This is a genomic window from Dielma fastidiosa (genome assembly GCF_000313565.1).
In the GTDB taxonomy this organism is placed as follows: domain Bacteria; phylum Bacillota_I; class Bacilli_A; order Erysipelotrichales; family Erysipelotrichaceae; genus Dielma; species Dielma fastidiosa.
Genome location: NZ_HE578930.1, coordinates 121,308 through 143,303, shown reverse-complemented (window position 1 = coordinate 143,303; position 21,996 = coordinate 121,308). Strand labels below are relative to the sequence as shown.

General features: G+C 41.6%; 20 protein-coding genes and 2 pseudogenes. 18 read left to right on the top strand and 4 right to left on the bottom strand.

The annotated features are described in order from the left end of the window. Window positions 1–29 precede the first annotated feature (29 nt). From DAHG_RS19950 to DAHG_RS19935, 9 genes and pseudogenes are all read left to right on the top strand, one after another. Window positions 30–2,096 carry an ADP-ribosylglycohydrolase family protein gene (locus DAHG_RS19950; RefSeq protein WP_022939258.1) on the top strand — a complete coding sequence of 689 codons (2,067 nt, stop codon included), beginning with the start codon at window positions 30–32 and terminating at the stop codon, window positions 2,094–2,096. Window positions 2,097–2,121: 25 nt separating this feature from the next. Further along, window positions 2,122–3,216 carry a BMP family lipoprotein gene (locus tag DAHG_RS19945; RefSeq protein ID WP_022939257.1) on the top strand — a complete coding sequence of 365 codons (1,095 nt, stop codon included), beginning with the start codon at window positions 2,122–2,124 and terminating at the stop codon, window positions 3,214–3,216. 77 nt (window positions 3,217–3,293) lie between these two features. Continuing rightward, entirely contained in the window at window positions 3,294–4,850 is a 1,557-nt protein-coding gene (locus tag DAHG_RS15470; protein ID WP_022939256.1) for an ABC transporter ATP-binding protein, read from the top strand. Continuing rightward, on the top strand, window positions 4,843–5,958 hold the full coding sequence (locus DAHG_RS15465) for an ABC transporter permease (RefSeq protein ID WP_022939255.1): 1,116 nt from the start codon (window positions 4,843–4,845) through the stop codon (window positions 5,956–5,958). Before DAHG_RS15470 ends, DAHG_RS15465 begins: the two co-directional genes overlap by 8 nt. Further along, the gene (locus DAHG_RS15460; protein ID WP_022939254.1) at window positions 5,951–6,871 is read left to right on the top strand and encodes an ABC transporter permease; all 921 of its coding nucleotides are present in this window, start codon (window positions 5,951–5,953) and stop codon (window positions 6,869–6,871) included. The genes DAHG_RS15465 and DAHG_RS15460 overlap by 8 nt, the downstream gene beginning before the upstream one ends. Window positions 6,872–6,878: 7 nt before the next feature. Then, window positions 6,879–7,811 (top strand): nucleoside hydrolase, encoded by a 933-nt coding sequence (locus DAHG_RS15455; RefSeq protein WP_022939253.1) that lies wholly within the window; start codon window positions 6,879–6,881, stop codon window positions 7,809–7,811. A 45-nt stretch (window positions 7,812–7,856) separates the two neighbouring features. Then, window positions 7,857–9,134 carry an amidohydrolase gene (locus DAHG_RS19940; RefSeq protein WP_022939252.1) on the top strand — a complete coding sequence of 426 codons (1,278 nt, stop codon included), beginning with the start codon at window positions 7,857–7,859 and terminating at the stop codon, window positions 9,132–9,134. Beyond that, window positions 9,115–10,434 (top strand): alpha-L-fucosidase, encoded by a 1,320-nt coding sequence (locus DAHG_RS15445; RefSeq protein WP_022939251.1) that lies wholly within the window; start codon window positions 9,115–9,117, stop codon window positions 10,432–10,434. The genes DAHG_RS19940 and DAHG_RS15445 overlap by 20 nt, the downstream gene beginning before the upstream one ends. Window positions 10,435–10,553: 119 nt before the next feature. Then, a pseudogene (locus tag DAHG_RS19935) lies at window positions 10,554–10,985 on the top strand (GNAT family N-acetyltransferase); the annotation flags it as partial. Between the two features lie 57 nt (window positions 10,986–11,042). Here DAHG_RS19935 and DAHG_RS15435 read toward each other — a convergent pair. Beyond that, window positions 11,043–11,873 (bottom strand): histidinol-phosphatase HisJ family protein, encoded by an 831-nt coding sequence (locus DAHG_RS15435; RefSeq protein WP_022939249.1) that lies wholly within the window; start codon window positions 11,871–11,873, stop codon window positions 11,043–11,045. A gap of 111 nt (window positions 11,874–11,984) precedes the next feature. Here DAHG_RS15435 and DAHG_RS15430 point away from each other — a divergent pair, with 111 nt between their 5' ends. The 4 genes and pseudogenes from DAHG_RS15430 to DAHG_RS21455 all read left to right on the top strand — a co-directional run bounded on the left by DAHG_RS15430 (window position 11,985) and on the right by DAHG_RS21455 (window position 13,923). Then, a complete protein-coding gene (locus DAHG_RS15430; RefSeq protein ID WP_022939248.1) occupies window positions 11,985–12,875 on the top strand; it encodes an AraC family transcriptional regulator in 891 nt (296 codons plus the stop codon). Between the two features lie 41 nt (window positions 12,876–12,916). Then, complete coding sequence (gene yabP / locus DAHG_RS15425) at window positions 12,917–13,216, top strand: sporulation protein YabP (protein ID WP_022939247.1); 300 nt, start codon at window positions 12,917–12,919, stop codon at window positions 13,214–13,216. Then, window positions 13,216–13,458, top strand: a pseudogene (yabQ, locus tag DAHG_RS22170) (spore cortex biosynthesis protein YabQ); the annotation flags it as partial. The gene yabP and the pseudogene yabQ, both read left to right, overlap by 1 nt. Before the next feature lie 147 nt (window positions 13,459–13,605). Beyond that, entirely contained in the window at window positions 13,606–13,923 is a 318-nt protein-coding gene (locus DAHG_RS21455) for an FtsB family cell division protein (protein WP_060694836.1), read from the top strand. A 27-nt stretch (window positions 13,924–13,950) separates the two neighbouring features. On the opposite strand, the gene DAHG_RS15415 is transcribed toward DAHG_RS21455, so the two are convergent. Next, window positions 13,951–14,988 carry an HNH endonuclease gene (locus tag DAHG_RS15415; protein ID WP_022939245.1) on the bottom strand — a complete coding sequence of 346 codons (1,038 nt, stop codon included), beginning with the start codon at window positions 14,986–14,988 and terminating at the stop codon, window positions 13,951–13,953. A 126-nt stretch (window positions 14,989–15,114) separates the two neighbouring features. Here DAHG_RS15415 and DAHG_RS15410 point away from each other — a divergent pair, with 126 nt between their 5' ends. After that, on the top strand, window positions 15,115–15,801 hold the full coding sequence (locus DAHG_RS15410) for a hypothetical protein (RefSeq protein ID WP_022939244.1): 687 nt from the start codon (window positions 15,115–15,117) through the stop codon (window positions 15,799–15,801). Between the two features lie 76 nt (window positions 15,802–15,877). Continuing rightward, window positions 15,878–16,495: a manganese efflux pump gene (locus DAHG_RS15405; RefSeq protein WP_022939243.1), complete on the top strand. Its 618-nt coding sequence runs from the start codon at window positions 15,878–15,880 to the stop codon at window positions 16,493–16,495. Window positions 16,496–16,523: 28 nt separating this feature from the next. Here the strand turns inward: DAHG_RS15405 and DAHG_RS19925 are convergent, their stop codons facing one another. Then, window positions 16,524–17,879 (bottom strand): MATE family efflux transporter, encoded by a 1,356-nt coding sequence (locus DAHG_RS19925; RefSeq protein WP_034457396.1) that lies wholly within the window; start codon window positions 17,877–17,879, stop codon window positions 16,524–16,526. A 136-nt stretch (window positions 17,880–18,015) separates the two neighbouring features. Between DAHG_RS19925 and DAHG_RS15395 the strand changes: the two genes are divergently transcribed. Further along, complete coding sequence (locus DAHG_RS15395; RefSeq protein WP_022939241.1) at window positions 18,016–18,909, top strand: LysR family transcriptional regulator; 894 nt, start codon at window positions 18,016–18,018, stop codon at window positions 18,907–18,909. Between the two features lie 37 nt (window positions 18,910–18,946). Here DAHG_RS15395 and DAHG_RS15390 read toward each other — a convergent pair whose 3' ends face one another. Beyond that, window positions 18,947–20,941, bottom strand: coding sequence for an alpha/beta hydrolase family protein (locus DAHG_RS15390; protein ID WP_022939240.1), 1,995 nt, complete (start codon window positions 20,939–20,941; stop codon window positions 18,947–18,949). 166 nt (window positions 20,942–21,107) lie between these two features. Between DAHG_RS15390 and DAHG_RS15385 the strand changes: the two genes are divergently transcribed. Beyond that, window positions 21,108–21,677, top strand: a complete 570-nt coding sequence (locus DAHG_RS15385) for an HD domain-containing protein (protein ID WP_022939239.1) — start codon at window positions 21,108–21,110, stop codon at window positions 21,675–21,677. Then, complete coding sequence (locus DAHG_RS15380; RefSeq protein ID WP_022939238.1) at window positions 21,674–21,994, top strand: PucR family transcriptional regulator ligand-binding domain-containing protein; 321 nt, start codon at window positions 21,674–21,676, stop codon at window positions 21,992–21,994. Before DAHG_RS15385 ends, DAHG_RS15380 begins: the two co-directional genes overlap by 4 nt. The last annotated feature ends 2 nt before the right edge of the window (window positions 21,995–21,996 follow it).

Sequence of the window (21,996 nt, the reverse complement as noted above, 5' to 3'; positions counted from 1 at the left end):
ATACTTACATATTGAAGATAGGAGATCTTATGGATTTTGAAGCATATTATCGGAAAACATATGCGGCTTGGCTCGGCAAGATCATCGGTATCCGTTTAGGGGCGCCGGTGGAAAACTGGACGCATAAGCAGATTATGGAAACATATGGAAAGCTGGATCATTACCCGGTCGATTATGGTGTTTTTGCCGCTGATGATGATTCCAACGGGCCTTTGTTTTTCGTCAGGTCTTTGGATTATAATCCAAACAAATCGATTTCCAGTGAGGAAATGGGAAACTATGTATTAAATATCCTCAGCGAAGGTCATGGCTTCTTTTGGTGGGGCGGCGATGGTATCGCGACGGAGCATACGGCTTATCTGCGATTAAAAGAAGGCATGAAGGCTCCTTTGAGCGGTGCTTGGCAGACGAATGGCAAAGTAATGGCTGAACAGATCGGCGGTCAGATTTTCAGTGACTGCTGGGGTTATGTCAGCATGGGTGACGCGCAGCTGGCAGCGGATCTTGCTGAGAAAATGGCAAGTGTAACTCATGACTTAGACGGTATCGAAGGCGGCCGCTTTGTTGCGGCATGCATCGCGCTGGCTTATACACATGATACGTGTGAACAGATCATTGAAGAAGCCCTGCGTTTCATTAAACCGGACAGTCATTATGCTAAGCTGGTGCGTGAAATTACGGCTATCTATAAAGCCGGCAAAACGGCTGATGAATGCCTGAAATATATTCAGGAAGTACATGGTTATGATCAATACGAAGGTGTCTGTCATATTCTGCCTAATACGGCAATAATGATTATGGCGATGCTTTACGGCGAAAATGATTTTTCTAAAACAATGACAATGCTGTGTACTGCAGGCTGGGATACCGACTGCACATGCGGCAACGTTGGCTCGATCATGGGAGCACTGGCGGGCATTGAGGGAATTGACGCCAAATGGATCACGCCAATCAATGATTTAATCTTATCAAGCAGCTTGCTTGGTTCTGAAAATATCGATACTATTTCGCATACCGCTTTGCGTTTTGCCGCTTATGGGGCAAAGCTGCATCAAATAGAAATACCGGAAAAATATCAGGCAGAGCTGGATTCTTCCAGACAGCTGTTTAGGTTTTATCTGCCTTATGGAACCCATGCCTTTAAGAGTGAAAGCACCCGATATTTTGAAAGTCAATGTATCGTTGACGGGTCAGCTTTAAAATGTGTGCTGAATAACGCCTTTCCTAATACGGTTGGCAAAGTCTTGCAGAAAAGCTATTACCGCAGCTGTGATATTTATGACGCAAGGTATCAGCCAAGCTTTTCACCAAAGGTTTATCCGGGTGAAACGATTCGCTTCACACTGTCCAATCCACAGGAATTACCCTTGTCAGTTTCCGTTTACGCGCTGGGCAGAAAGCAAAAAACACAGTCAGCGTTCGTTCCTCTTGTGAAAGAACGTAAAGATTACACATTCAGGATTGAACCTTCCGATGACCTGATTTTAGAGTATGGTTTGGAACTGAGGGTGAAAGAACGCATCCTTCACAGCAGTTTTCTGATTCATGAAGCAGCGGTTGACCGCAATTTTGATGTGCTTATTGATTTTAAAAATGAGGTCAATGAAGACTATGGCCTGGACTATGGCGAACTGCGTTTTATTGAGGTAAGTCAGTGTACAACGCTGAGAAATAGGGCTAAAATCGACAATGGCAGCCTTGTGGTAGCCGATGATTTTGTACTCTTTGGCGATGCTCTGGGATCAATTGGCAAAATGGAATTAGAATTAGAACTACACGGAACTGTTCAAATCTGTTATGATGTACAGGGCTGGATGCATTATCAGGCAATCGAACTGAAAGCGGATACAATGAATTTGATTGAAAAGGATAATGTAGAAAAGACAGTCAGCGCAAAAAAACTAAAAAAAGATACAAATGATTGCAAATTTTTATTGAAGCTCGATAGAAATAATGGTTTAATTATAGTAGACGGGGAGTCTCATAGGGTGGCAATGAAAGCAGTTACAGGGTCAGGCTGTGCAGGGTTATATGTACCGGCCGGTTCCAGCTGCATTATACATAGTTGTCAATTAGTATCTACTAATTCTCAATAAATTTTCATTTAGGAGGACAAAAGGAATGAAAAAATTTTTGAAGTATTGCTTAGTTGCTGTTATGACGCTAGGCCTGGCAGCATGCTCATCAAGTAATGGCGGTGAAGTTGACACACCAAAAGATAACGGTGATACGCCATCTGGTGACGAAAAGCTGAAAGTTGCATTAGTATTGCCTTATATCGGTGACCAGTCATATTTCGACATCACGAATAATGGTTTGAAACTTGTTGCGGAACAATACGGCGATAAGGTTGAAACAAAACTGGTAGAAATGGGTACTGATGAAGCTGGTTGGGCTTCTGCTTATCTGCAGACTGCACAGGATGGCTATGATGTTATCATTTCAGGTAACTTCCAGTATGAATCATATATGCTAGAAGTTGCGGAACAATTCCCAGACATCAAATTCTTCAACTTTGACTATTCTGATCCAGAATTAAACAATCTGCCTAACGTTTACGGTGTTGCTTATGCTTCACAGGATATCGGTTATCTGGCTGGCGTAGTTGCTGCTGTTAAATCACAAAGCGGTGTTGTAGGCTGTGTCGGCGGTATGGAAATCGGCGGTATCAAACAATTCTTAGGCGGCTTCTATCAGGGTGCCAGAGATGTTAATCCAGATATTAAAGTATTAAGCGGTTTCGTAGGTGATTTCCAGGATACTGCAAAGGCTAAAGAAATTGCATTAAATATGAATTCACAAGGCGCAGACGTAATCTTCCATGCTGCCGGCGGTGCTGGTAATGGTATGATCGAAGCTGCTGCACAAGCTGACTTCTGGGCAATCGGTGTTGATGCTGACCAGCATGTTACATTAGCTAATCAGCCGGATCTTGCTGACCACGTATTAACTTCAGGTCTGAAGAACTGTGACCAAGCTATCCTTAGAGCAGTAGGACAAATCCTTGACGGTACAGCTCCATTTGGTACACTTGAAGTATTAGGTTATGCTGAAGATGGTGTTGGTGTTGCTGAGAATGATTTCTTCAAAGCGAATATGACTGATGAAGAAATGGCTACATTCAAAGAATTTGCTGACAAATTAAAAGCTGGCGAAGTTGATGTTGTTGACTGTCAGGCTGATGAAGCTGCATGGGCTGAATTAACTTCTAAATAATTAATTATTCAAACTGAATGCAAGAATGCTCTAATAATGAAGTTAGAGCATTCTTTGTATAAAAAGAAGGTGAACAGATGAATGAGACAATCTTAAAATTAGAGAATATTACGAAGATCTATTCGAATGGTGTTGTTGCGAATAGGGATATCAATATTGAATTCAGAAAAGGTGAAATTCATTCCATTGTTGGTGAGAATGGCGCCGGTAAATCAACATTGATGAAGATTATATTTGCCATTGAAAAGCAGACGAACGGTAAAATTTACTACAAAGGGAATGAAGTGCATTTTAACGATTCAATGGAAGCGATTAAGAATGGTATCGGTATGGTTCATCAGCATTTTATGCTGATTCCTTCCTTCACGGTTGCGCAGAATATCGTATTGGGCAGTGAACCTAAAAAAGGTGTGTTTATTGACATGAAGTCAGCAATTGCACAGACGCAGGAACTGGCTAAGAAATATAATTTTGATGTTGATGTTACACAGAAGGTCAGCTCGCTGACGGTTAGTGCCAAACAGAAGGTTGAAATCTTGAAAACGCTGTACCGCAATGCGGAGCTGATTATTCTTGATGAACCGACGGCTGTATTAACACCGCAGGAGACTGAGGCATTGTTTGAACAGCTGAAATATTTTAAAGAAACAGGTCATACGATCGTCTTTATTTCTCATAAGCTGAATGAAGTTAAACAGATTTCAGACCGTATTACGGTTATCCGTAACGGTGAAACTAAGGGAACGCATGACGCGAAGGATGTTACAATTGATCAGCTGACAGAACTGATTATCGGCAGAAAGCTTGAAAATTCATATGATGAGTTTAAAAAGCCGGTTGAGGACGCTAAGGTGATTCTTGATGTTGCTGGTCTGAATTATGCTGAAAAAGGTGTTAAGAAGCTGCAGGATATTAATTTCTCAATCAAGCAGGGAGAAATCCTCGGTATTGCTGGTGTTCAGGGTAATGGACAAGAGGAATTGATTCAAATTATCACCGGTCTGCGCAATAAGCAGGAGGGTGTAATTAAGATTGATGGTGTTGATGTCGGCGGCATGAGTATTTATCAGAAACGTGAAAGCGGTCTTTCTTATATTCCTGAGGATCGTATGCGTGATGGTATCGCGGCTGAAGCTAGTATTGCTGATAATATGATTTCTACATATTACGAACGTAGTGATTTAAGTGGTAAAGTCTTTTTAAAAACCAAGAATATCCATAATGAGGCTAAGCGCCTGATTGAGAAGTTCTCCGTTAAGACGAAGTCTGAGAATGATAAAATCGATTCATTATCCGGTGGTAATATTCAGAAAGTTGTAGTAGCCCGTGAGTGGAATACTAATCCGCATTTGATGGTAGCTGAACAGCCGACACGCGGTATTGATATCGGCAGTGCCAACTATATTCATCATCAGCTGATTGATATGCGTAACAATGGTTCTGCGTTGCTTTTAGTCAGTGCTGACTTAAATGAAGTTATGGCGCTGAGCGATCGCTTGCTGGTCATGTATGAAGGTGAGATCGTAGCTTACTTTGATAGTCTGAAAGGCATTACGGAAAGTCAGCTAGGTCTTTATATGCTTGGTGTTGAACACCAGAGTGAAGAAGAGATCAGGGGGGCTGTATATGAGTAATCCACTGAAGAATGGTGTAGCGAAAAAGAAAATTAAGTGGACGGATGATCTGCCTTTTGAAATTATCCGTATGCTGCTTTCTATTGTTATCGCTTTATTTGTAACTTTTATTGTTTTGTGTTTTGTATCAAAGACACCGGTTGATGATTTTATTCAGCTGCTTACTTATCCGCTGCAGGGTAAATTCTATTTCGGTTATGTATTGATTAAGATGGTACCGCTGACGTTTGCCGGTTTGGCTACCTTGCTGTATTTCAGAACGGGTTTGTTTAACCTGAGTACAGAAGGTATCTTCTATATCTGCGGTGTTGTATGTACCTATTTTGCGGTTGGTTCGATTCCTTTGACAGGAAATGGTTTCATCGATTCAGGGATTTGTATTCTTGCCTCTGGTATCGTGGGAGCGATTATTGCCTTGCTGCCAGGTTATCTGAAAGCTAAATATAATGCGAATGAAATGGTTATTTCATTGATGATGAACAGTATTCTGTTTGGTATCGGTTTCTATCTGATTAAAACTTATCTGGCTGTTGAAGGTGTTTCAGGCAATGCATCAGCACCATTTGCAAGTTCTGCCAAATTAGCGATTATCATGGATGGAACGCAGGTGCACAGCGGTTTGATTTTAATGCTAATTGCTGTGGCAGCAATTTATATTCTGTTATTTAAGACAAAACTAGGCTATACGATTCGTATGACTGGTTTAAATGATCGTTTCGCGAAGTATTCAGGAATGAGTTCATTCGCGTTATTCATGGCTGTGCATCTGATTGCCGGTTTCTTAGGCGGTGCTGGTTCAGCCATTGAATTATTGGGTACTTATAAACGCTTCAGCTGGACACAATTGCCAGGCTTAGGCTTTACCGGTGCGTTGATGGCAATGCTTGGAAAGAACCATCCGATCGGTGTATTGATTGCGGCTTTTGGTATCAGTTATCTGCGTGCCAGCGCGCAATTATTAGCTAACTCAAGTCCGGTTATCGACGTTAAGCTGGTATCCATTGTTGAGGTTATTCTATGTCTGCTGATTTCTTCACAGTACTTCCTGAAGAAGTGGCGTGAAAAACAGCTGCTTAAAAATGAAAAGGAGGAAATGAAAGATGAATAATATTGATATTGTTTCAACCTTCTTTACTCCAGCGTTTATTTTCGTTGTTATCCGTGTAGGTGTGCCTTTGATGTTTGCATCAATGAGTGCCTATGTCGCTTCAATTTCCGGTATTCCAAATATCGCGGTTGAAGGTATTATGATCATGGCTGCCTTGTTCGGCGTGTATTTCAGTGCAATGACAGCGAGTGCATGGCTTGGTTTATTAGGCGCTATTGGTATCGGTATTATCATGGCTTTGGTAATGGCCTTCTTTACGATGAAGATGAAGGCGAATCCAATCATGATTGGTATTGCCCTGAACTTGTTTGCGGCTGACTTCAGCGTATGGCTGCTGTTAGTATGGACGGGTTCCAAGGGCACAACGGCTGCATTGCCTTCAAAGGTACTGCCAACGATTGACATACCAGTGATTAAGGATATACCGATTCTCGGTGAGATTATATCAGGACATTATTTCTTAACTTATGTTTGCATCGCACTTGCGATTTTGATTTGGATTCTTGTTTATAAGACACCATTTGGTCTGCGTATGAAGGCCTGCGGCCTTGATGAGCATACCGCTGAATCAGTAGGTGTTAAGGTTCAGAAAGTGCGTTTAATCGCGATTATCCTTTCAGGTATTCTGGCGGCAATGGCTGGTGCTTATCTGTCAATGGGTTATCTGTCCATGTTCTCAAGCAACATGACGGCATCCAGAGGCTGGATCGGTATCGCTGCTGAGGCGGTTGGTCAAGGCAACTTCCTGATTGTTGTGCTTACAACCATTGTCTTCGCGATTGCTCAGGGTGTAGTAAACCAGCTGATTCTGACAAATCTGCCAGCCGAGCTGGTAAATATCATTCCTTATGTCTGCGTATTGATTGGTCTGGTTATGCTGTCTGTCCGTGAATATCAGAAAGCTAAAAAGTAGGTAATTCATGACACGTAAAGTAATTATTGACTGTGATCCCGGACACGATGATATCATGGCTATTCTGTCATGCCTCGCACATCCGCAAGAAATTGAAATTCTCGGTTATACGACGGTATGCGGCAATAACTTAACGGATCAGGTTACTAAAAATCTATGTTCCGTACTTACTTATTTGGGTATTGACGGCAAAGTGGCAAGGGGTTATCAGGAGCCGATCCTGCTGAAGCCAGAGCCGCAAAGCGCTCATGGTCAAAGCGGTTTAGACGGTCCTGTACTGCCTGAGCCAACGGTTATGCCGATTCAGGAGCACGCGCTTGAATTCATGCGCCAATGTCTTGAGGAATGTGAGGATCAGGTTACGATCATCGCTTTAGCACCGCTGACGAATGTAGCGATGCTGCTTAAGACTTATCCGCATCTGAAAGAAAAAATAGAATGTATTACGATTATGGGTGGCAGCCTGTATTCGGGGAATATTATTGAACGAGCTGAATTTAATCTGTATGCCGATCCGCATGCAGCTAAAATCGTATTTGAAGCTGGCGTACCGCTGGTGCTGAGCGCTATTGAAATCTGTAATGAGGTAGCGATTAAGCACAGTGAGATCGATGCTTTAAAGGGTCAGGGCTATGTCAGTGATCTGGTTCATGACCTGCTTCAGTTCTTCTCTGAATGGGGCCGCAAAAGGAATTACACAACATCGCCGATTTTCGATTTAGTACCTGTGATGCACCTGCTGCATCCAGAACTGTTTCAGGCGAAGCTGTGTCCTGTACATATCGTGACGCATGGCAGCTATACACGCGGCATGAGTGTTGTAAATGAACAGGAAACCAATCCGGATAAATGCAATACATTAGTATTAATGCATGGTGATCGGGATAAGTTCATTGAGTATTTTTTAGAAGATATTAAATACTTAGATAAAAATTATTAAACAAACCCGGATCATTCCGGGTTTACTTATTTTGAAAGGAGCTTTATGAAAAAACAATGTATCGAGTTGATTGACAGTCAGTCAAATGAAATTCTTGAATTAAGCAAAAGATTGTTTGAAACACCGGAATTAGGCTTTAAGGAGCATAAGACTAAAGCGTTGATTCAAGACTTTTTGAAAAAAGAAGGCTTCACCGTCAGCAAAGAATATTTTGAGACAGGGTTTGAAATTACTATTGGTTCCGGCAAACCGCATATCGGTTTGATATGTGAATTAGATGCAATTCCTACTCAGGGACACCGCTGTGCTGATCCTGTTGATCACGCGGCTCACAGCTGCGGTCATTCAACACAGGTAGGTATCATGCTGAGCGCGATTACTGCTCTAAAGAAACTGGATGCGGTGAAGAACGGCGGTACGATTACGCTGTTTTTTACCCCGGCAGAAGAATTCTGTGATTTGGCTTACCGCAAAGAACTGCAGAAAGCCGGTAAAATAAAAACCTTATCAGGCAAGACCAATATGCTGCTTGCCGGCTGTTTTGATGATATTGATTTATGTATTCATATGCATGGCATGGGCGAGTATCGCGGTTATAAATTTTCTGTTGATTCCACATTGGCCGGCTTCCTGTATAAGGAATATAATTTCATCGGCAAGGCTTCACATGCCGCTGTCTGTCCGGACCAAGGTGTGAATGCGTTAAATGCTTTCGCATTATTCCAAAGTGCTGTCGGCATGCTTCGTGAAACCTTTGTGGATGAAGACAAAAACCGTATTCACGGCATGATTACTAAGGGCGGGGATACGGTTAACTCCATTCCATCACATGTTGTTTATGAGGGATATGTACGCTCCTTCAATACTTTGAAGCTGCAGTCAATCAGCGATCAGCTGACGCATACCGCCAAACACTGCGCGCAGGCTTTAAATGGCGAATGTGAAGTACATGATATGCCGGGCTATCTGCCATTCCATCAGAATCATGATTTAAGCATGATTATTTATAAAAATATGCTTGAATTCACTACCGAAGATCAGATTTTAACTGATGAAAAGAGTGTCGCGGCGGGTGATATCGGTGACCTTGGCTGCTTCATCCCAACCATTCAGTTCGGCTACACCGGCTTTAAGGGAACGATGCATGGTAAGGATTTAGAAGTCATCAGCGAACAGGAAGTTTACATTGAGCCGGCAAAGATTGTGGCAATGAGTGTGCTTGATCTGCTTCAAGATCCGTCTTTGGTTGATAACATTAAGAAGAATTTCAAACCGGAAATGACGATGGAGGAATATAAACAATATGTCGGTATTACAGACTGAACAATTTAAGCCTACAAAGGAATCGGTGATGAGTCATCAGGTGCCTGAATGGTACAATGACTGCAAGCTGGGCATTTTTATTCATTTTGGACTCTATTCAGTACCAGCCTACGCGCCGCTTGGCAAGCAGTTGGGTGAGGTTGAGCTTGATGAGCGATGGTATGCTTATAATCCCTATGCGGAATGGTATCTCAATTCATTGCGAATTGGTTATGGCCCTACTTATGAGCATCATGTAAAGACCTATGGCAAGGATTTTGATTACAACCAGTTTACAGAAGGCTTGACCTGTGAGCATTTCAATCCTAAGGCATGGGCTGATTTATTCAAAGAAGCAGGTGCCGGTTATGTGGTACTGACGACGAAGCATCATGAGGGTTATTGTTTGTGGGACAGTCAGTATACGGATTTTAATTCAGTGAAGACAGGCCCTAAACGTGATATCCTTAAGGAATTAAATCAAGAACTGAAAGCCAATGATTTACGCTTAGGTGTCTATTACTCAGGAATCATTGACTGGCAGTATTCGAAGCAGCCAATGATGAGTCAGTATCAGGTTGATCATCCGGATAATGATACTCAGGAATATGCTGATTATGCCTTTAATCAGGTAAAGGAACTGATTGATGAATATAAACCAAGTCTGATCTGGAATGATATTCTATGGCCCTATGCCGGGATGCAGCGGCTTCCTGAACTGCTGGCCCATTACTATAACACGGTCGCTGAGGGTGTCATTGATGACCGCTGGGGTGAGGGCTATCACGATTATACGACAAAGGAATATAAGATGGGGGAACGTTCACTGAGTGAAAAATGGGAAATGACGCGCGGAATCGGGCATTCCTTTGGCTACAATGAGCTTGAGGGCGAGGATGAATTAATTTCATCCAGAGAACTGATTGAACTCTTGATTGATACTGTTGCTTATAACGGCAATCTGCTGATCAATATTGGGCCTAAAAAAGACGGCAGCATCTGTCCGCTGCAGGCACAGCGTTTAAAAGAATTAGGCGCTTGGCTTAAAATACACGGAGAAGCAATCTATAAAACACGGCCTTACAAGCTGCAGCATGAAACAATTGACGGTGGTGAGATTTATTATACATGTACTGATGAAGCCGTTTATGCGTTATGCACGAAACTGACAAGCAGACATCTGGAATTACTGCCGCAGGGCAGTCACGCTGAACTGATCACACCCATTCATGCGAGCTTGCAGATGGACGATAAACTGATCATTGATATCGAGGATGCAATTGAAGATCTGAGCGCGTTAGTGATTAAATTTAAAAGGTAAAAACCGACATTGAGGTAACTATGGAAACACCGATTCTGAGAACAAAGAGACTTTTGTTGAGACCTTTTTGTGAAGATGATACTGAGAATGTATTTAATGGCTGAAAGAGTGATCCAAAGGTCGCTAAATATATGTTTTGGTGCAGTCATAACGATCTTGAGAAAACTAAAAAATGGATACCTTTTGAAATAAATCAGTTACCCTCTAATTATTGGTATCGCTGGGCCGTGATTTTAGCGGAAAGCTGTGAATTAATTGGCACGGGACTTATTTATTATGAAGAGGAATATAATTTGTTTGAGGTCAGTTATAACTTTAACCGTCAATATTGGGGCTATGGATATGCCACAGAAACAATGAAGGCAATTCTTGACTTTGCGAAAAATACTCTTGAACTAAAGGTTATTGTCGCAAGATATGGAAAGGCAAACAAAGCCTCAGAGAAAGTCTTGACAAAATTGGGTTTCAGCTTTGTCAAAGAGATTGTTTTTGAAGCAAATGAAGGACGCGTATCCTATGAAGGTGTTGAATGTCAGCTTAAATTTGAATAACCAGCTTAATCAAACCATTAGAAAAAGCAATCAGTGGTATTCCTGATTGCTTTTTTGCTATAATTGATGAAAAATTGGCTGCATATTTTGATAAGTGCAGAAGGTTTCAAAACCAAGATTTTTTAATATTCGTTTTGCTTCATCAAAGCCGGCACCTAAATGCTCTGGCTTATGGCTGTCACTGCCAATCGTGATAATCTTACCGCCCAGCTCATGATACAGCTTTAAAATATCAATAGAAGGCGTTGTATCTTTCAAACCATAACGGCCATAGGAGGTATTAAATTCAATACCTTTGCCATTCTGGATAACAATACTCAGAATTTTCTCAATCAATGGCTTAATTTTCTCAAAAGGATAAATACCGGCCTCATCATATCTGGTAATCAGATCCATATGAGCAAGTACACAATAGTTCTGATAGTTTTCCACAAGGTGAAGCATCTCCTCATAATAACGTTCATTATATTGCTGCTGACTTCTGCCGCGCTGAAAATCCTGTGTCCAGAATTCTTTATCCTCTACCTGATGAACCGATAATAAGATAAAATCAAATGGATAGCGTTGAAAAAGCTGCTCAAATTGATCAATCGTGTGCATTTGAATACCAAATTCAAGACCGGTTTTAATCGTTATTTTATCCCCATATTTTGCCTGCATATCTTTAATTGCCCGCATATATTTAGGATAATCAACATTTGCCAGCGGATCGTTGTGCCGGTAGACAATTTCTTTGCCGCTGTCCCAGTCAACCTTAATACCATAATCAACATGATCAGTGATACAAATCTCATCCATTTTCATCGCGATGGCGTCTTTAATTACATCCTCTAATGGATAACGGGAATCATCACTGAAATCCGTATGTACATGATAATCTGCAAACATAGCCTGCCTCCTTGTAATGTTTTACTTTATTGTTATAATTATACTGTGCAATTCAATAGTATCATATCGTTTTTATATCAAATTCAATAACAATCCTGTGAGGTGAAGTATATGACAATTGAACTAAAGGATGATCGATCAGAAAAGGTACACTATGATTCACTGAATTATCCAATCTATATCCGCAGGGCAATGCTTTCTCAGTGTCTGAACTATACAGCTCCGAGTCACTGGCATGATGATATTGAACTTATCTATATAATAAGCGGCTTCATGGATTACAATGTGAATGGCAATATAATCCGACTGCATGAGAGAGAAGGAATATTTGTCAATTCAAGACAGGTACATTATGGTTTTTCAAATGAGCAAAAGGACTGTGACTATATCTGTATTTTATTTCATCCGCTGCTGCTATGTACAACATTAGCATATGAACAGGAATTTGTTTCACCCTTAATCAATAATGACGCACTGCCTTATGTCAAATTGAATAAGCATACTGACTGGCAGTCTGAAATCCTCAAACAGATTGTTGCTATCTATGAAAACAGACATAAAAACGCATCCCCTTTGTATTGTCAGGCTGCTTTTTCTGCCATTTGGTTTTATCTTTGCGATAATCTGCCTGTTGAAACAGTGCTGAAAAAACAGTCAGGCAATCTGACAATCATCCGCAACATGGTTGGTTATATTCAGAAAAATTATGCGGAAACGATAACTTTAAAAGAAATAGCAGCGGCGGGTTCAGTTGGGGAGAGTAAATGCTGTCAGTTATTTAAAAAGTTTTTCACACAGACACCGATTGCTTACCTAAACCAATATCGATTGAATAAGAGTCTTGACTATCTGCGGGATACTGATTTTACGGTGAGTGAAATTGCTTTAATTACAGGCTTTGGCAGTGCCAGCTATTATGCAGAGACATTTCGTAAATATTACAAACAGAGTCCTTCTGATTTTCGCAAGCAGCAAATCAATCAGACAAAATTAAACGCATAAGAAAGTGAATAATTTCATAGGATATAGCAGGAGGGATATCTATGAATGATACAGCAAATGGCTTCCACTTTGAAACCAATCCTTACCATAACCTGTCGCTTAAAGACAGAAAAGTATTAGAACTTTCAGGTGTAAAATTAATTGACAGCTTTGACGCGAATGAATTTTTAATGGATACATCACAGGGCTGGATGGTCGTGCATGGTAAAGATTTAACCCTTGCCAAGATGGATACTGATCATGGCGATGTAATCATAAAGGGTGTTATTGATTCAATTGAATACATCACCAATAAGAAAGGAAACGGCAAGGAATCACTGATCAGCAGGCTTTTTAAATAATGCTTTTGCCGCAGCAGCTGCAGTCATTGATTGCGCATTTTCTCGGCGGTGTTATGTTTGCTATGATTTTCAGCCTATATTCATTGATCAGCGCTCGTTTCTCAAGGCTTGCCCGCTGTTTTTGGACGACACTGTTAACCTTGTCTGCAACGTGTGTTTTTTATTATTGTCTCTATCAAATTAATGGCGGTGAAACCCAGATTTACTGTATAGCGCTCTTTGCGATTGGCTTCTACTGCTTCTATAAATGGATTTATTTACTATTTTTGCCCTTTTATATTAGATTTATATCACTTTTTAAACCAATTGTTCACTCTGTCAGGCTTGTCAAAAAGAAAATGTATGCTATAATAACAAGTAGGGTAGGCTTAAAAAAGGGAGGACAAGAAATGGATAATGCGAAAGCATCCGGCAACAAGAAGCGTAGCAAATTACTGTCTCACGCAAAGAACGTTGTTCTTATTGCCTTTTCATGTATCTTTATTTACAATGTCTTCAATGAAGTCATGACAACTAGAGAGTTACAGCAAAACCTTGCGGAAGCACAGGTTGTGGCGAGTGAAATAGAGGCTGAGCGTGCTGATCTTGAAGAAGAAAAAGAGAAGCTGCAGAATCCTGACTATGTGAAGCGTTATGCGCGTGGAAAACTGCTGGTTTCACAAGATGGTGAACAGGTATTTTCACTTGAACCATCAGACGGAAAGTAAATTAAAGAAAGACCCTGTGAGGTCTTTTTATTTTTGCTTTCTAAAGTAGTTTTTCTTGTGATATTTGAAAAATTTAACCCGGCTCTGAGTGCAGTAGCGTTCCTTTAACCGAATAGCTGTGTTAATACCATACGCTTTAAAATGCGGATCATTTAATAATTCTGAACAGATGATCAGCTGACCGTTTTCTTCAAAGCTGATATATCCCTGATCAAACAAATAATCATGATTGCGGCACAGCAGCAGGCCGTTGTTGTTATCCATCGCTTCATAAACATGGGCACAGTCACGGAATGGTTTAATATGACTGGCAATCAGCATCTGCGGCAGATGGATACCGCAGATCGCGCAGCAATGGTTAAACTCATTGAACAGGCAGTCCTTGAAAAAAGTCTGCAGCTCTTTCGATTCATCACGATCAACAGGAATCCCCATCGCAGGCAGGATATCCAAAATTACATCACAGCTGTCATAAGCAATCATTTTATAATCAGTGTTGCGCATTTCCAGCTTTTTCTTAGCGCGGTAAATGTCACGCGTGTATAAAGCACGGACACAGCTTGAAATAATCGGCCGTTTATTTTCATAATCTTCAAGAACCCATTCAATATATTGTTTCAGGTTAGGATTAAAACGGCACAGGGCTTCGTCTACTTCAATAAATAAGATACTGTTCTGCATCAAATAGACAAGATCCTCACAGCCAAGATCAGCCATCAGATCAATCGGATGAAAAGTAAGATCCAGATAGGATAAAAGGACTTGACGATATTTCATTTCACGGATGCAGCATTCAAACAAGGCAGCGGCTTCACATTCAGATTTCTCATAGCTTTTCGCATAAACAGTTGCCGGCTGTGACAGATCGATGCCGTCCTCCAGCGTTTTAAGGTTGCCGGTGGCCTGAAGAATTCTGATCACTTCTTCAATACTGTCCCGGCTGGTTTCACAAAACTGTAATTTTAACTCTTTTTCCAGTTGTGAGATCAGGGAACGAATTGAAGTTTTATTAATTTCCAGCGTGTCAATCAGATTTAAAATACGCTTTATGATATTCTTGTTCATGAAAATCACCTCTTTTACCTATTATACATCAAATTTTGATATTCTTTTTCATATCAGTGACACTATGTGCGTGATTTCGACAAAACCAAAGCGCTACAATAGTAGCAATTGAAGGAGGATTTCGAAATGAAAGGTCCAGGTATTAAAGATTACTTAGAAATTTTAGAAAAGAAAAAACAAGATGCAGCCAAGGCGGGGTTAAAAACGATCGAAATTTCTTCCAAAGGGCTGCATGCGGAGGTGTCACCAAATCACGCGACGATGCCGACATGCTGTCAGGCGATGTATAAGCTGGCATTGACGGGGGATGAAATTCTGAGAAGACCAAAAGGGCAGACAGGATTTGGTTCACATTTGGTAATTCTATATCGTACAGATGAATTAGACAGCCGGGAACGTTTATTCCCAAGTAAGAAGCGCGGAAGACCAAGCAAGTCACCGGAAGAAAAGGCATTGGCTAAAAAGCAGAAAATGAAACGCAGTACGGAGGATTTGAGTAAATTGATCCGTTCATGGCTGGATGAGCATGGTTGGGATTATACAGAAATTAAAAATGAAATATTAGCTCAGCATGAGAATGAACGCTGGGTGATCAATGTTCAGGGAATTAAAAGGGGAAGAAAGCAGACACTGCCTAGTAAAGTCACCGAATTAATTACAAAAATTCAGGACCCTTCAATTCATTATAGTCTGGCATTTAATGATTCACCAATGACCCGCAGACAGTGGAACGAGATTTCTCCAGTGGTGAAAAAACAGCTGAAGCTCAGTGTATTATTAGCTGATAAACAAGGAAATATACAGGAATTATAAAAAGCAAGTCAGACTTCGGTCTGGCTTTTATATTCACACAACGCTGTCTTAGCTATAAACTAGGTTGAGGTGAGTTATGATTGAATGGTTATTTCTCGTCATGGCCTTGAGCTTTGATGCGTTTCTGGTAAGTATCACCTATGGGTTGGATAACATGAAGGTGAACCGTTCTGCCTCAGTGATTATCGCTTTTATTGGTACGCTTTTTTTATTCTTGTCTTTAAGCTTCGCAGCGTTGATTCAAAGCTTATTAAATGAACAGCTGGCATTGGCGTTAAGCGCGGGTCTGCTGATGCTTTTAGGCTGCTGTTCCTTGTTTAAGAGTCTTTGGAAAAGCTGGCTGGGAAGATTAAAACGACAGCCGATGTGTGTGAAATTTAAGAATATCGTATTGCTGCTGGAGATTGCGGAAGATGAAAAGAAAGCAGATGTGGATAATTCCAATACGCTTTCAGTAAAAGAGGCGATTATGCTTGCTACAGCCTTATCCATGGATTCCTTAGCCAGCGGTTTTGCCTATGGTTTATCGATCACACCCTCGATCAGTCTTTATCTGGTGAATTTTATTGTCTGTGTATTGTTTGTACAGCTGGGATTGCTGATTGGCAAGGTGATGAAAGGACGTCTGCGCTGGGATCTGTCATGGCTGAGCGGAGCCTTTCTGATTCTGCTGGCCTTTTCCAGACTGTTATAATCAAGCCGGCAGCGCATGCTTTCTTGTTTTAATTTGCGCTGACTAGCTGAGCTTTTTGATCGGCAATGATCCAAGTGCCTTTGCGGTAGAAGAAAAGTGATAAGGCTGTGGCAATTGTCCAGCCGATCGGCCATGCGAACCAGATGCCGGCTGTCGCAAAGAACCGTGAAAGCACAGCGGCTAAAATTACACGCAGCAGTAAATCGGTAAATGTCGCTGTCATGAATTGTGACATCATACCGGCTCCGCGCAGAATGCCGTCGGCAACCAGTTTAGCGGATACGATGAAGTAGAAGGGGGATAGGATACTTAGAAATTGAACGCCCGTATCTATCGCCAGACCGGTTGAATGATCCATAAAGATATAAATCAGCCAGCGGCCGGCACACAGATACAGCAGCACGAGCGGCACACAAATCAGCCAAACCATTTTGATGCCGGCATGAAAGCCTTCTTTGATTCGCTGCGGCTTATCAGCACCGAGGTTTTGCGCTGTATAATTAGAGATTCCGTTGCCCAAGGTAGTAAATGAGGTAATGACCATGTTATTCAGTTTAACCGCGGCTGAATACCCGGCGATCACACTGGCACCGAAGCTGTTGATGACGCTTTGAATGAGTATGTTGCCCACAGAGATAAAGCTTTGCTGGAGGATGCTTGGGACGGCAATCCGCGCGATTCTGCCAAACATTTCCCATGAATAAAGCTGCGCATGGCCTTCCGTTTTAATTGCGGCAAGCCGTTTTAATACGACGGTAAGCGCGAGGATACAGCTGATCCCCTGACAGAGAAAGGTTGCCCATGCGACACCGGCCACCCCCATCTGGAATGCTTTAACGAAAAGGATATCGACGGCAATATTGGATAATGAGGAAACCGCCAGAAAAATAAAGGGTGTCCGTGAATCACCCAATGCTGAGAAGATACCGGTTGAAACATTATAGAAAAACATAAAAGGAAGTCCTAAGATATAGATATCCAGATATAATTTTGAAGCTGCGATTATTTCTGAGGGTGTATGGATCAGCTCTAACAGCAGAGTACAAAGGGTCAGGCCGCCCAGCATTAATAAGCCGCATAAAACAGCACTGGCAATTAATGTTGTGGTGACCGCGGTTTTCATATCACGATAGTTTTTAGCACCGAATAGCTGTGATACAACGACCGAACAGCCAATGTTGCAGCCAAATGCAAAGGCTATAAAGATCAAGGTTACTTCATAGCTGTTGCCGACCGCAGCCAATGCCTGTTCACCGATGAATTTGCCCGCCACAAAACTGTCAGCGATATTATACAGCTGCTGAAAGAGAATACTGCCAAACAGCGGCAAGCAGAATCTCCACAAGACACTTGACGGCTTTCCTACGGTTAAATCGTTATTCATACCCATCATCCCTTCGTTATTTTGTATAAAAGATTGAACCCTAACCAGCTTCGTATTATACTCTATATAGTATCAGATGAATAATATATAGTTGATATAGCTGATATCATAAATAGTTATATCCGGGAGGTTGCTGATGGCTGTTAATTTTGAATATTACCGTATCTTTTACTATGTCGCAAAATATCGCAGCATGACACAGGCAGCGGCTGCATTAATGAGCAGTCAGCCCAATGTAACCCGGGTGATCAATAATCTTGAAAATGAATTAGGCTGCCGGCTGATTATCAGAAATAACCGCGGCATCACGTTAACGGCTGAAGGGGAGCAGCTTTATAAACATGCTGCCATCGCCTTTGAACAGCTGCAGAGAGGTGAGGCTGAGCTGTCGCAAAATGCTGGTCTGCAAAGCGGCATTCTCTATATCGGTGCCAGTGAAACAGCGCTGCATGGTTTATTGCTGCCCATCCTGCGTCAATTTCATGAGGCTTATCCGGCTGTGCGTTTGAAAATCTTCAATTATACGACCCCGCAGGCCATCAATGCGTTAAAAAGCGGTCAAATTGATTTTGCGGTGGTGACATCACCTACTAAAGTCAGCGGTTCACTCCAAGAAATTAAACTTAAAACAATTCATGAAATATTGATAGCTTCATCATCTTTCACATCATTAGCCAATAAAAAGCTGCATCTAAAAGAACTGACGCAATATCCGCTGATCAGCTTGGCTCAGAATACCCGTACCTATGAGCTTTATAATAAATTCTATCTGGATCATGGCTTGGAATGGGAACCTGATATTGAAGTTGCGACCTCTGATTTAATTCTGCCAATGGTAAAAAACAGTCTGGGTTTAGGTTTTATTCCGGCTGAATTTGCTCAGGAAGCGTTAAGTAAAGGTGAAATCATTGAAATACAATTAGTTGAAAAAACATTAGACCGCACGATTTGTCTGATCCAGGATACCCACCATGGCTTAAGCATCGCGGCCAGAGCAATGCGTGATCTGCTTGTTGAAAAGGTAAAATAAAAGCTGTGTTTCAGAATTTTAGAACACAGCTTGTTTTCTATTTACAATATCGATCAAACCAATGAGTCAGCTCTTTTAATCGTCTCAGCCGATGCTTTGGTTTACCGCTTCTTGATAACTCATGATTTTCACCCTTAAATAAACACATTCTCGTCTCTACATGATGAAGCTTTAAGGCATGAAACATCTGCATGGCATCACACATCCAGCATCTATAATCCTCATCAGATTGAATAAATAAGGTAGGGGTGACACATTGATCCGCATATTTTAAAGGTGAAAAGTCCCACATCTTTGAAACGTCTTGCCAAGGTGTCGCGGCCATTTGAGTCATGTTATGATAATAGCCAATATCAGTCGTTAATGATTTACTGATCCAGTTAGCTATTGAACGCTGACTGCCCGCGCAGCAGAAACGATTTGTATGGCCGATGATCCAATTCGTCATGAAACCGCCGTAGCTGCCGCCGGTTACCGCGATATGCTGATGATCAATCGCTGGATATTGTTTTAATACCTCATCAGTAAAGGTCATTAAATCATTATAATCAATGGTACCATAGCGGTTTACCATATGCATGAATCGATTCCCGCGGCCGTCACTGCCATGCGGATTGGCAAAGAATACAAAATAACCCTGTGATGCCCACGCCTGCATCTCATGAAAGAAGGTTTCGCCATAGACCACCTTAGGTCCGCCGTGAATGTCCAGAATCGCCGGATATTTCTTATCCGGATCATAATTATAAGGCTTCAGCACCCAGCCGTCTACCCGTTCCTGATCCTCATTGATAAAGGAAAGCTTCTCAGGCTTGGCTACATAAGTATCCGCTAAGGCAGCCGTATTGATATCACTCAGTCTTATTTCCTGATTTTGCTTCAGCTGATAGACTTCCTGAAGCAGCATATTACGCATACCGATAAATACTACTGTTTCATCAACTATATCAAAGCATTCAACACTGCCTTCCTGCTGAGTCAGCGCCTTGCATTCACCATCTAATGTTAATTCATACAGATTAGACGCATTATCCACCGTAGCGATAAAGTATAGCTTATCGTTGACATATTTAAAACTGATGCCGCCATAGAGCTTCGCGTCAGAACCAACGCTTGAGCCGATGCCCCAGTCAGGATCAAAGAAACATGTCAGCTCTTTAGTATGCAGATCACAGGCAAAGAATTTATCATTTTCATTTGTACCCCATGTTTTTAAATCTGTGCCGGTAAAGATTAAACAATCCTTACTTAATGCGATATGACTGACATTATATTGATTATCTGCCAATAATGGTTCCGTTTCCTTAGTATCAAGATTAACTTTAAGAATGACTGAATAAGGCTGGCGGATATCCTGATACTCACTGCCGCATAGGATCAATGTCTTCTTATCCTCACTGAGTGCCATTTCATTGACATTCATTAAGGTTGGTGAGAGCAGGCTGTGTTCGCCGGTTTGCAGATTGACCAGAAAAGCCTGTTTGCGGTGCTTGTTGATAAAGCCCTGATTATTGAACCAGTAAGGCAGCTCATCAAGTACCTCATAATCCTTTTCTTCATTCAGTGCCTGAATCGTCTGTTTTAATTCGTCACCGCTTAAAGCAGAAAGATCAGGTTTATTCAGATCCACATTGGCAATCGCAACCGCATATTGTTCATCGATGAGTTTTAAAGAGGTAACGGCAAGCGGTAAGGTAAAGGCTAAAACCGCTTCACCGCCGTTTAAATTTAAACGGTAATAGGCACTGCACTCCTGATGCTCTGCGTTCGCTTTCTTAACAAGCCCGTCACGGTCAGCAGGAAATAAAATAGTGTCTGCGGATTCTAGGATTATACCGCGTTCCTTGCCGCCGCCGCTGCATTGCATAACCTTGTTGTTGATTAAGTCAGCCATCCAGATGTGATGCTGATAGCTGTTGTGATCCAAATCAGCCTGACTGACAACAAACAGGCAGCGCTTCCCATCTTCAGTAAGTTTAATTTCTGATAAATATTGATAATTAGAAAAATCTTCAAGTTCTATTTTTTTCATAAAGCCTCCATTTGTTTTTCATTTTACATCAAATCATGTCGAAAGTGAATGATTTTAAGCTGAACAGAAGCATTCAGTGAGTAAATGCAGAATCAGCAATCGAAGTTCAGCGGCTTAAATGCTATAATACACTTAAAGTAAAAATACTGGAAAGTGAGTGCGGAAAATGGATATCAATGAATGTATCGTCTTTATGAATATTGCAGAAAAGTTAAAGTGCAACACAAGACATAGCTGGACAAGCAGCGGCCGTCATGAAAGTGTGGCAGAGCATAGCTGGCGGATGGGCCTAATGGCAATGGCTGTGGCTGATGAATTCAGCGAGCTGGATATGAATAAGGTCATCAAGATGTGTCTGATTCATGATCTTGGCGAGGCAATTACCGGAGATATTCCGACCTTTTATAAAACCGCAACGGATGAAGTGGTTGAGCTGGATGCGATCGATCAGCTGTTAAGCACAGTCAGCGGTTCTTTTAAGGATACTTTAAAAGCCTTGTTTGAGGAGATGGATGAACTGAAAACACCGGAAGCGAGATTATATAAATGTATCGATAAGTGTGAGGTAGTGCTCCAGCATAATGAGGCGGCGCTGGATACATGGATTGAGCTGGAATATGAATTAAATCAAACACACGGTCAAAAGGAATGCGAAGAGTTTGCCTATATGAAAAGGCTGCGTGAAAAGCTGAAGCTGGATACTTTAGCCAAGCTGAATGAGCTGTCTGCGCAATGAGCATCAAGATTTCAGAATTACTGCAGCAGCCTGCGTTTTCCGCTTTTCGTATCGCCGCCGGTATCAATGGTCTCAATCGTTCTGTCAGCAAGGTAAACATCCTTGATTTTGAATATGACGCACTTAGTGATTCAGAACCCTTCGGCCTTTTTGAGAAGGAAGCCTTTGTATTAACGAGTCTGCTGTTTGCGAAGCATCACCCGGAAATGATTTTAAAATCCATTAAGCTCTTGATTCAGGATGGCGCGTCTGCCTTGGCAATCAAGGAGATTTATTATCATGAGCTGCCGAATGAGGTTATTGAGTACGCGAATTAGCA

Coding starts and splice junctions, on each gene's coding strand:
- DAHG_RS15385 (WP_022939239.1), top strand. CDS start 21,108: ATGGATATCAATGAATGTATCGTCTTTATGAATATTGCAGAAAAGTTA.
- DAHG_RS15430 (WP_022939248.1), top strand. CDS start 11,985: ATGACAATTGAACTAAAGGATGATCGATCAGAAAAGGTACACTATGAT.
- DAHG_RS15395 (WP_022939241.1), top strand. CDS start 18,016: ATGGCTGTTAATTTTGAATATTACCGTATCTTTTACTATGTCGCAAAA.
- DAHG_RS19925 (WP_034457396.1), bottom strand. CDS start 17,879: ATGAATAACGATTTAACCGTAGGAAAGCCGTCAAGTGTCTTGTGGAGA.
- DAHG_RS19940 (WP_022939252.1), top strand. CDS start 7,857: ATGAAAAAACAATGTATCGAGTTGATTGACAGTCAGTCAAATGAAATT.
- DAHG_RS15410 (WP_022939244.1), top strand. CDS start 15,115: ATGAAAGGTCCAGGTATTAAAGATTACTTAGAAATTTTAGAAAAGAAA.
- DAHG_RS15390 (WP_022939240.1), bottom strand. CDS start 20,941: ATGAAAAAAATAGAACTTGAAGATTTTTCTAATTATCAATATTTATCA.
- DAHG_RS15415 (WP_022939245.1), bottom strand. CDS start 14,988: ATGAACAAGAATATCATAAAGCGTATTTTAAATCTGATTGACACGCTG.
- DAHG_RS15470 (WP_022939256.1), top strand. CDS start 3,294: ATGAATGAGACAATCTTAAAATTAGAGAATATTACGAAGATCTATTCG.
- yabP (WP_022939247.1), top strand. CDS start 12,917: ATGAATGATACAGCAAATGGCTTCCACTTTGAAACCAATCCTTACCAT.
- DAHG_RS15405 (WP_022939243.1), top strand. CDS start 15,878: ATGATTGAATGGTTATTTCTCGTCATGGCCTTGAGCTTTGATGCGTTT.
- DAHG_RS15455 (WP_022939253.1), top strand. CDS start 6,879: ATGACACGTAAAGTAATTATTGACTGTGATCCCGGACACGATGATATC.
- DAHG_RS15380 (WP_022939238.1), top strand. CDS start 21,674: ATGAGCATCAAGATTTCAGAATTACTGCAGCAGCCTGCGTTTTCCGCT.
- DAHG_RS15465 (WP_022939255.1), top strand. CDS start 4,843: ATGAGTAATCCACTGAAGAATGGTGTAGCGAAAAAGAAAATTAAGTGG.
- DAHG_RS19945 (WP_022939257.1), top strand. CDS start 2,122: ATGAAAAAATTTTTGAAGTATTGCTTAGTTGCTGTTATGACGCTAGGC.
- DAHG_RS19950 (WP_022939258.1), top strand. CDS start 30: ATGGATTTTGAAGCATATTATCGGAAAACATATGCGGCTTGGCTCGGC.
- DAHG_RS21455 (WP_060694836.1), top strand. CDS start 13,606: ATGGATAATGCGAAAGCATCCGGCAACAAGAAGCGTAGCAAATTACTG.
- DAHG_RS15445 (WP_022939251.1), top strand. CDS start 9,115: ATGTCGGTATTACAGACTGAACAATTTAAGCCTACAAAGGAATCGGTG.
- DAHG_RS15460 (WP_022939254.1), top strand. CDS start 5,951: ATGAATAATATTGATATTGTTTCAACCTTCTTTACTCCAGCGTTTATT.
- DAHG_RS15435 (WP_022939249.1), bottom strand. CDS start 11,873: ATGTTTGCAGATTATCATGTACATACGGATTTCAGTGATGATTCCCGT.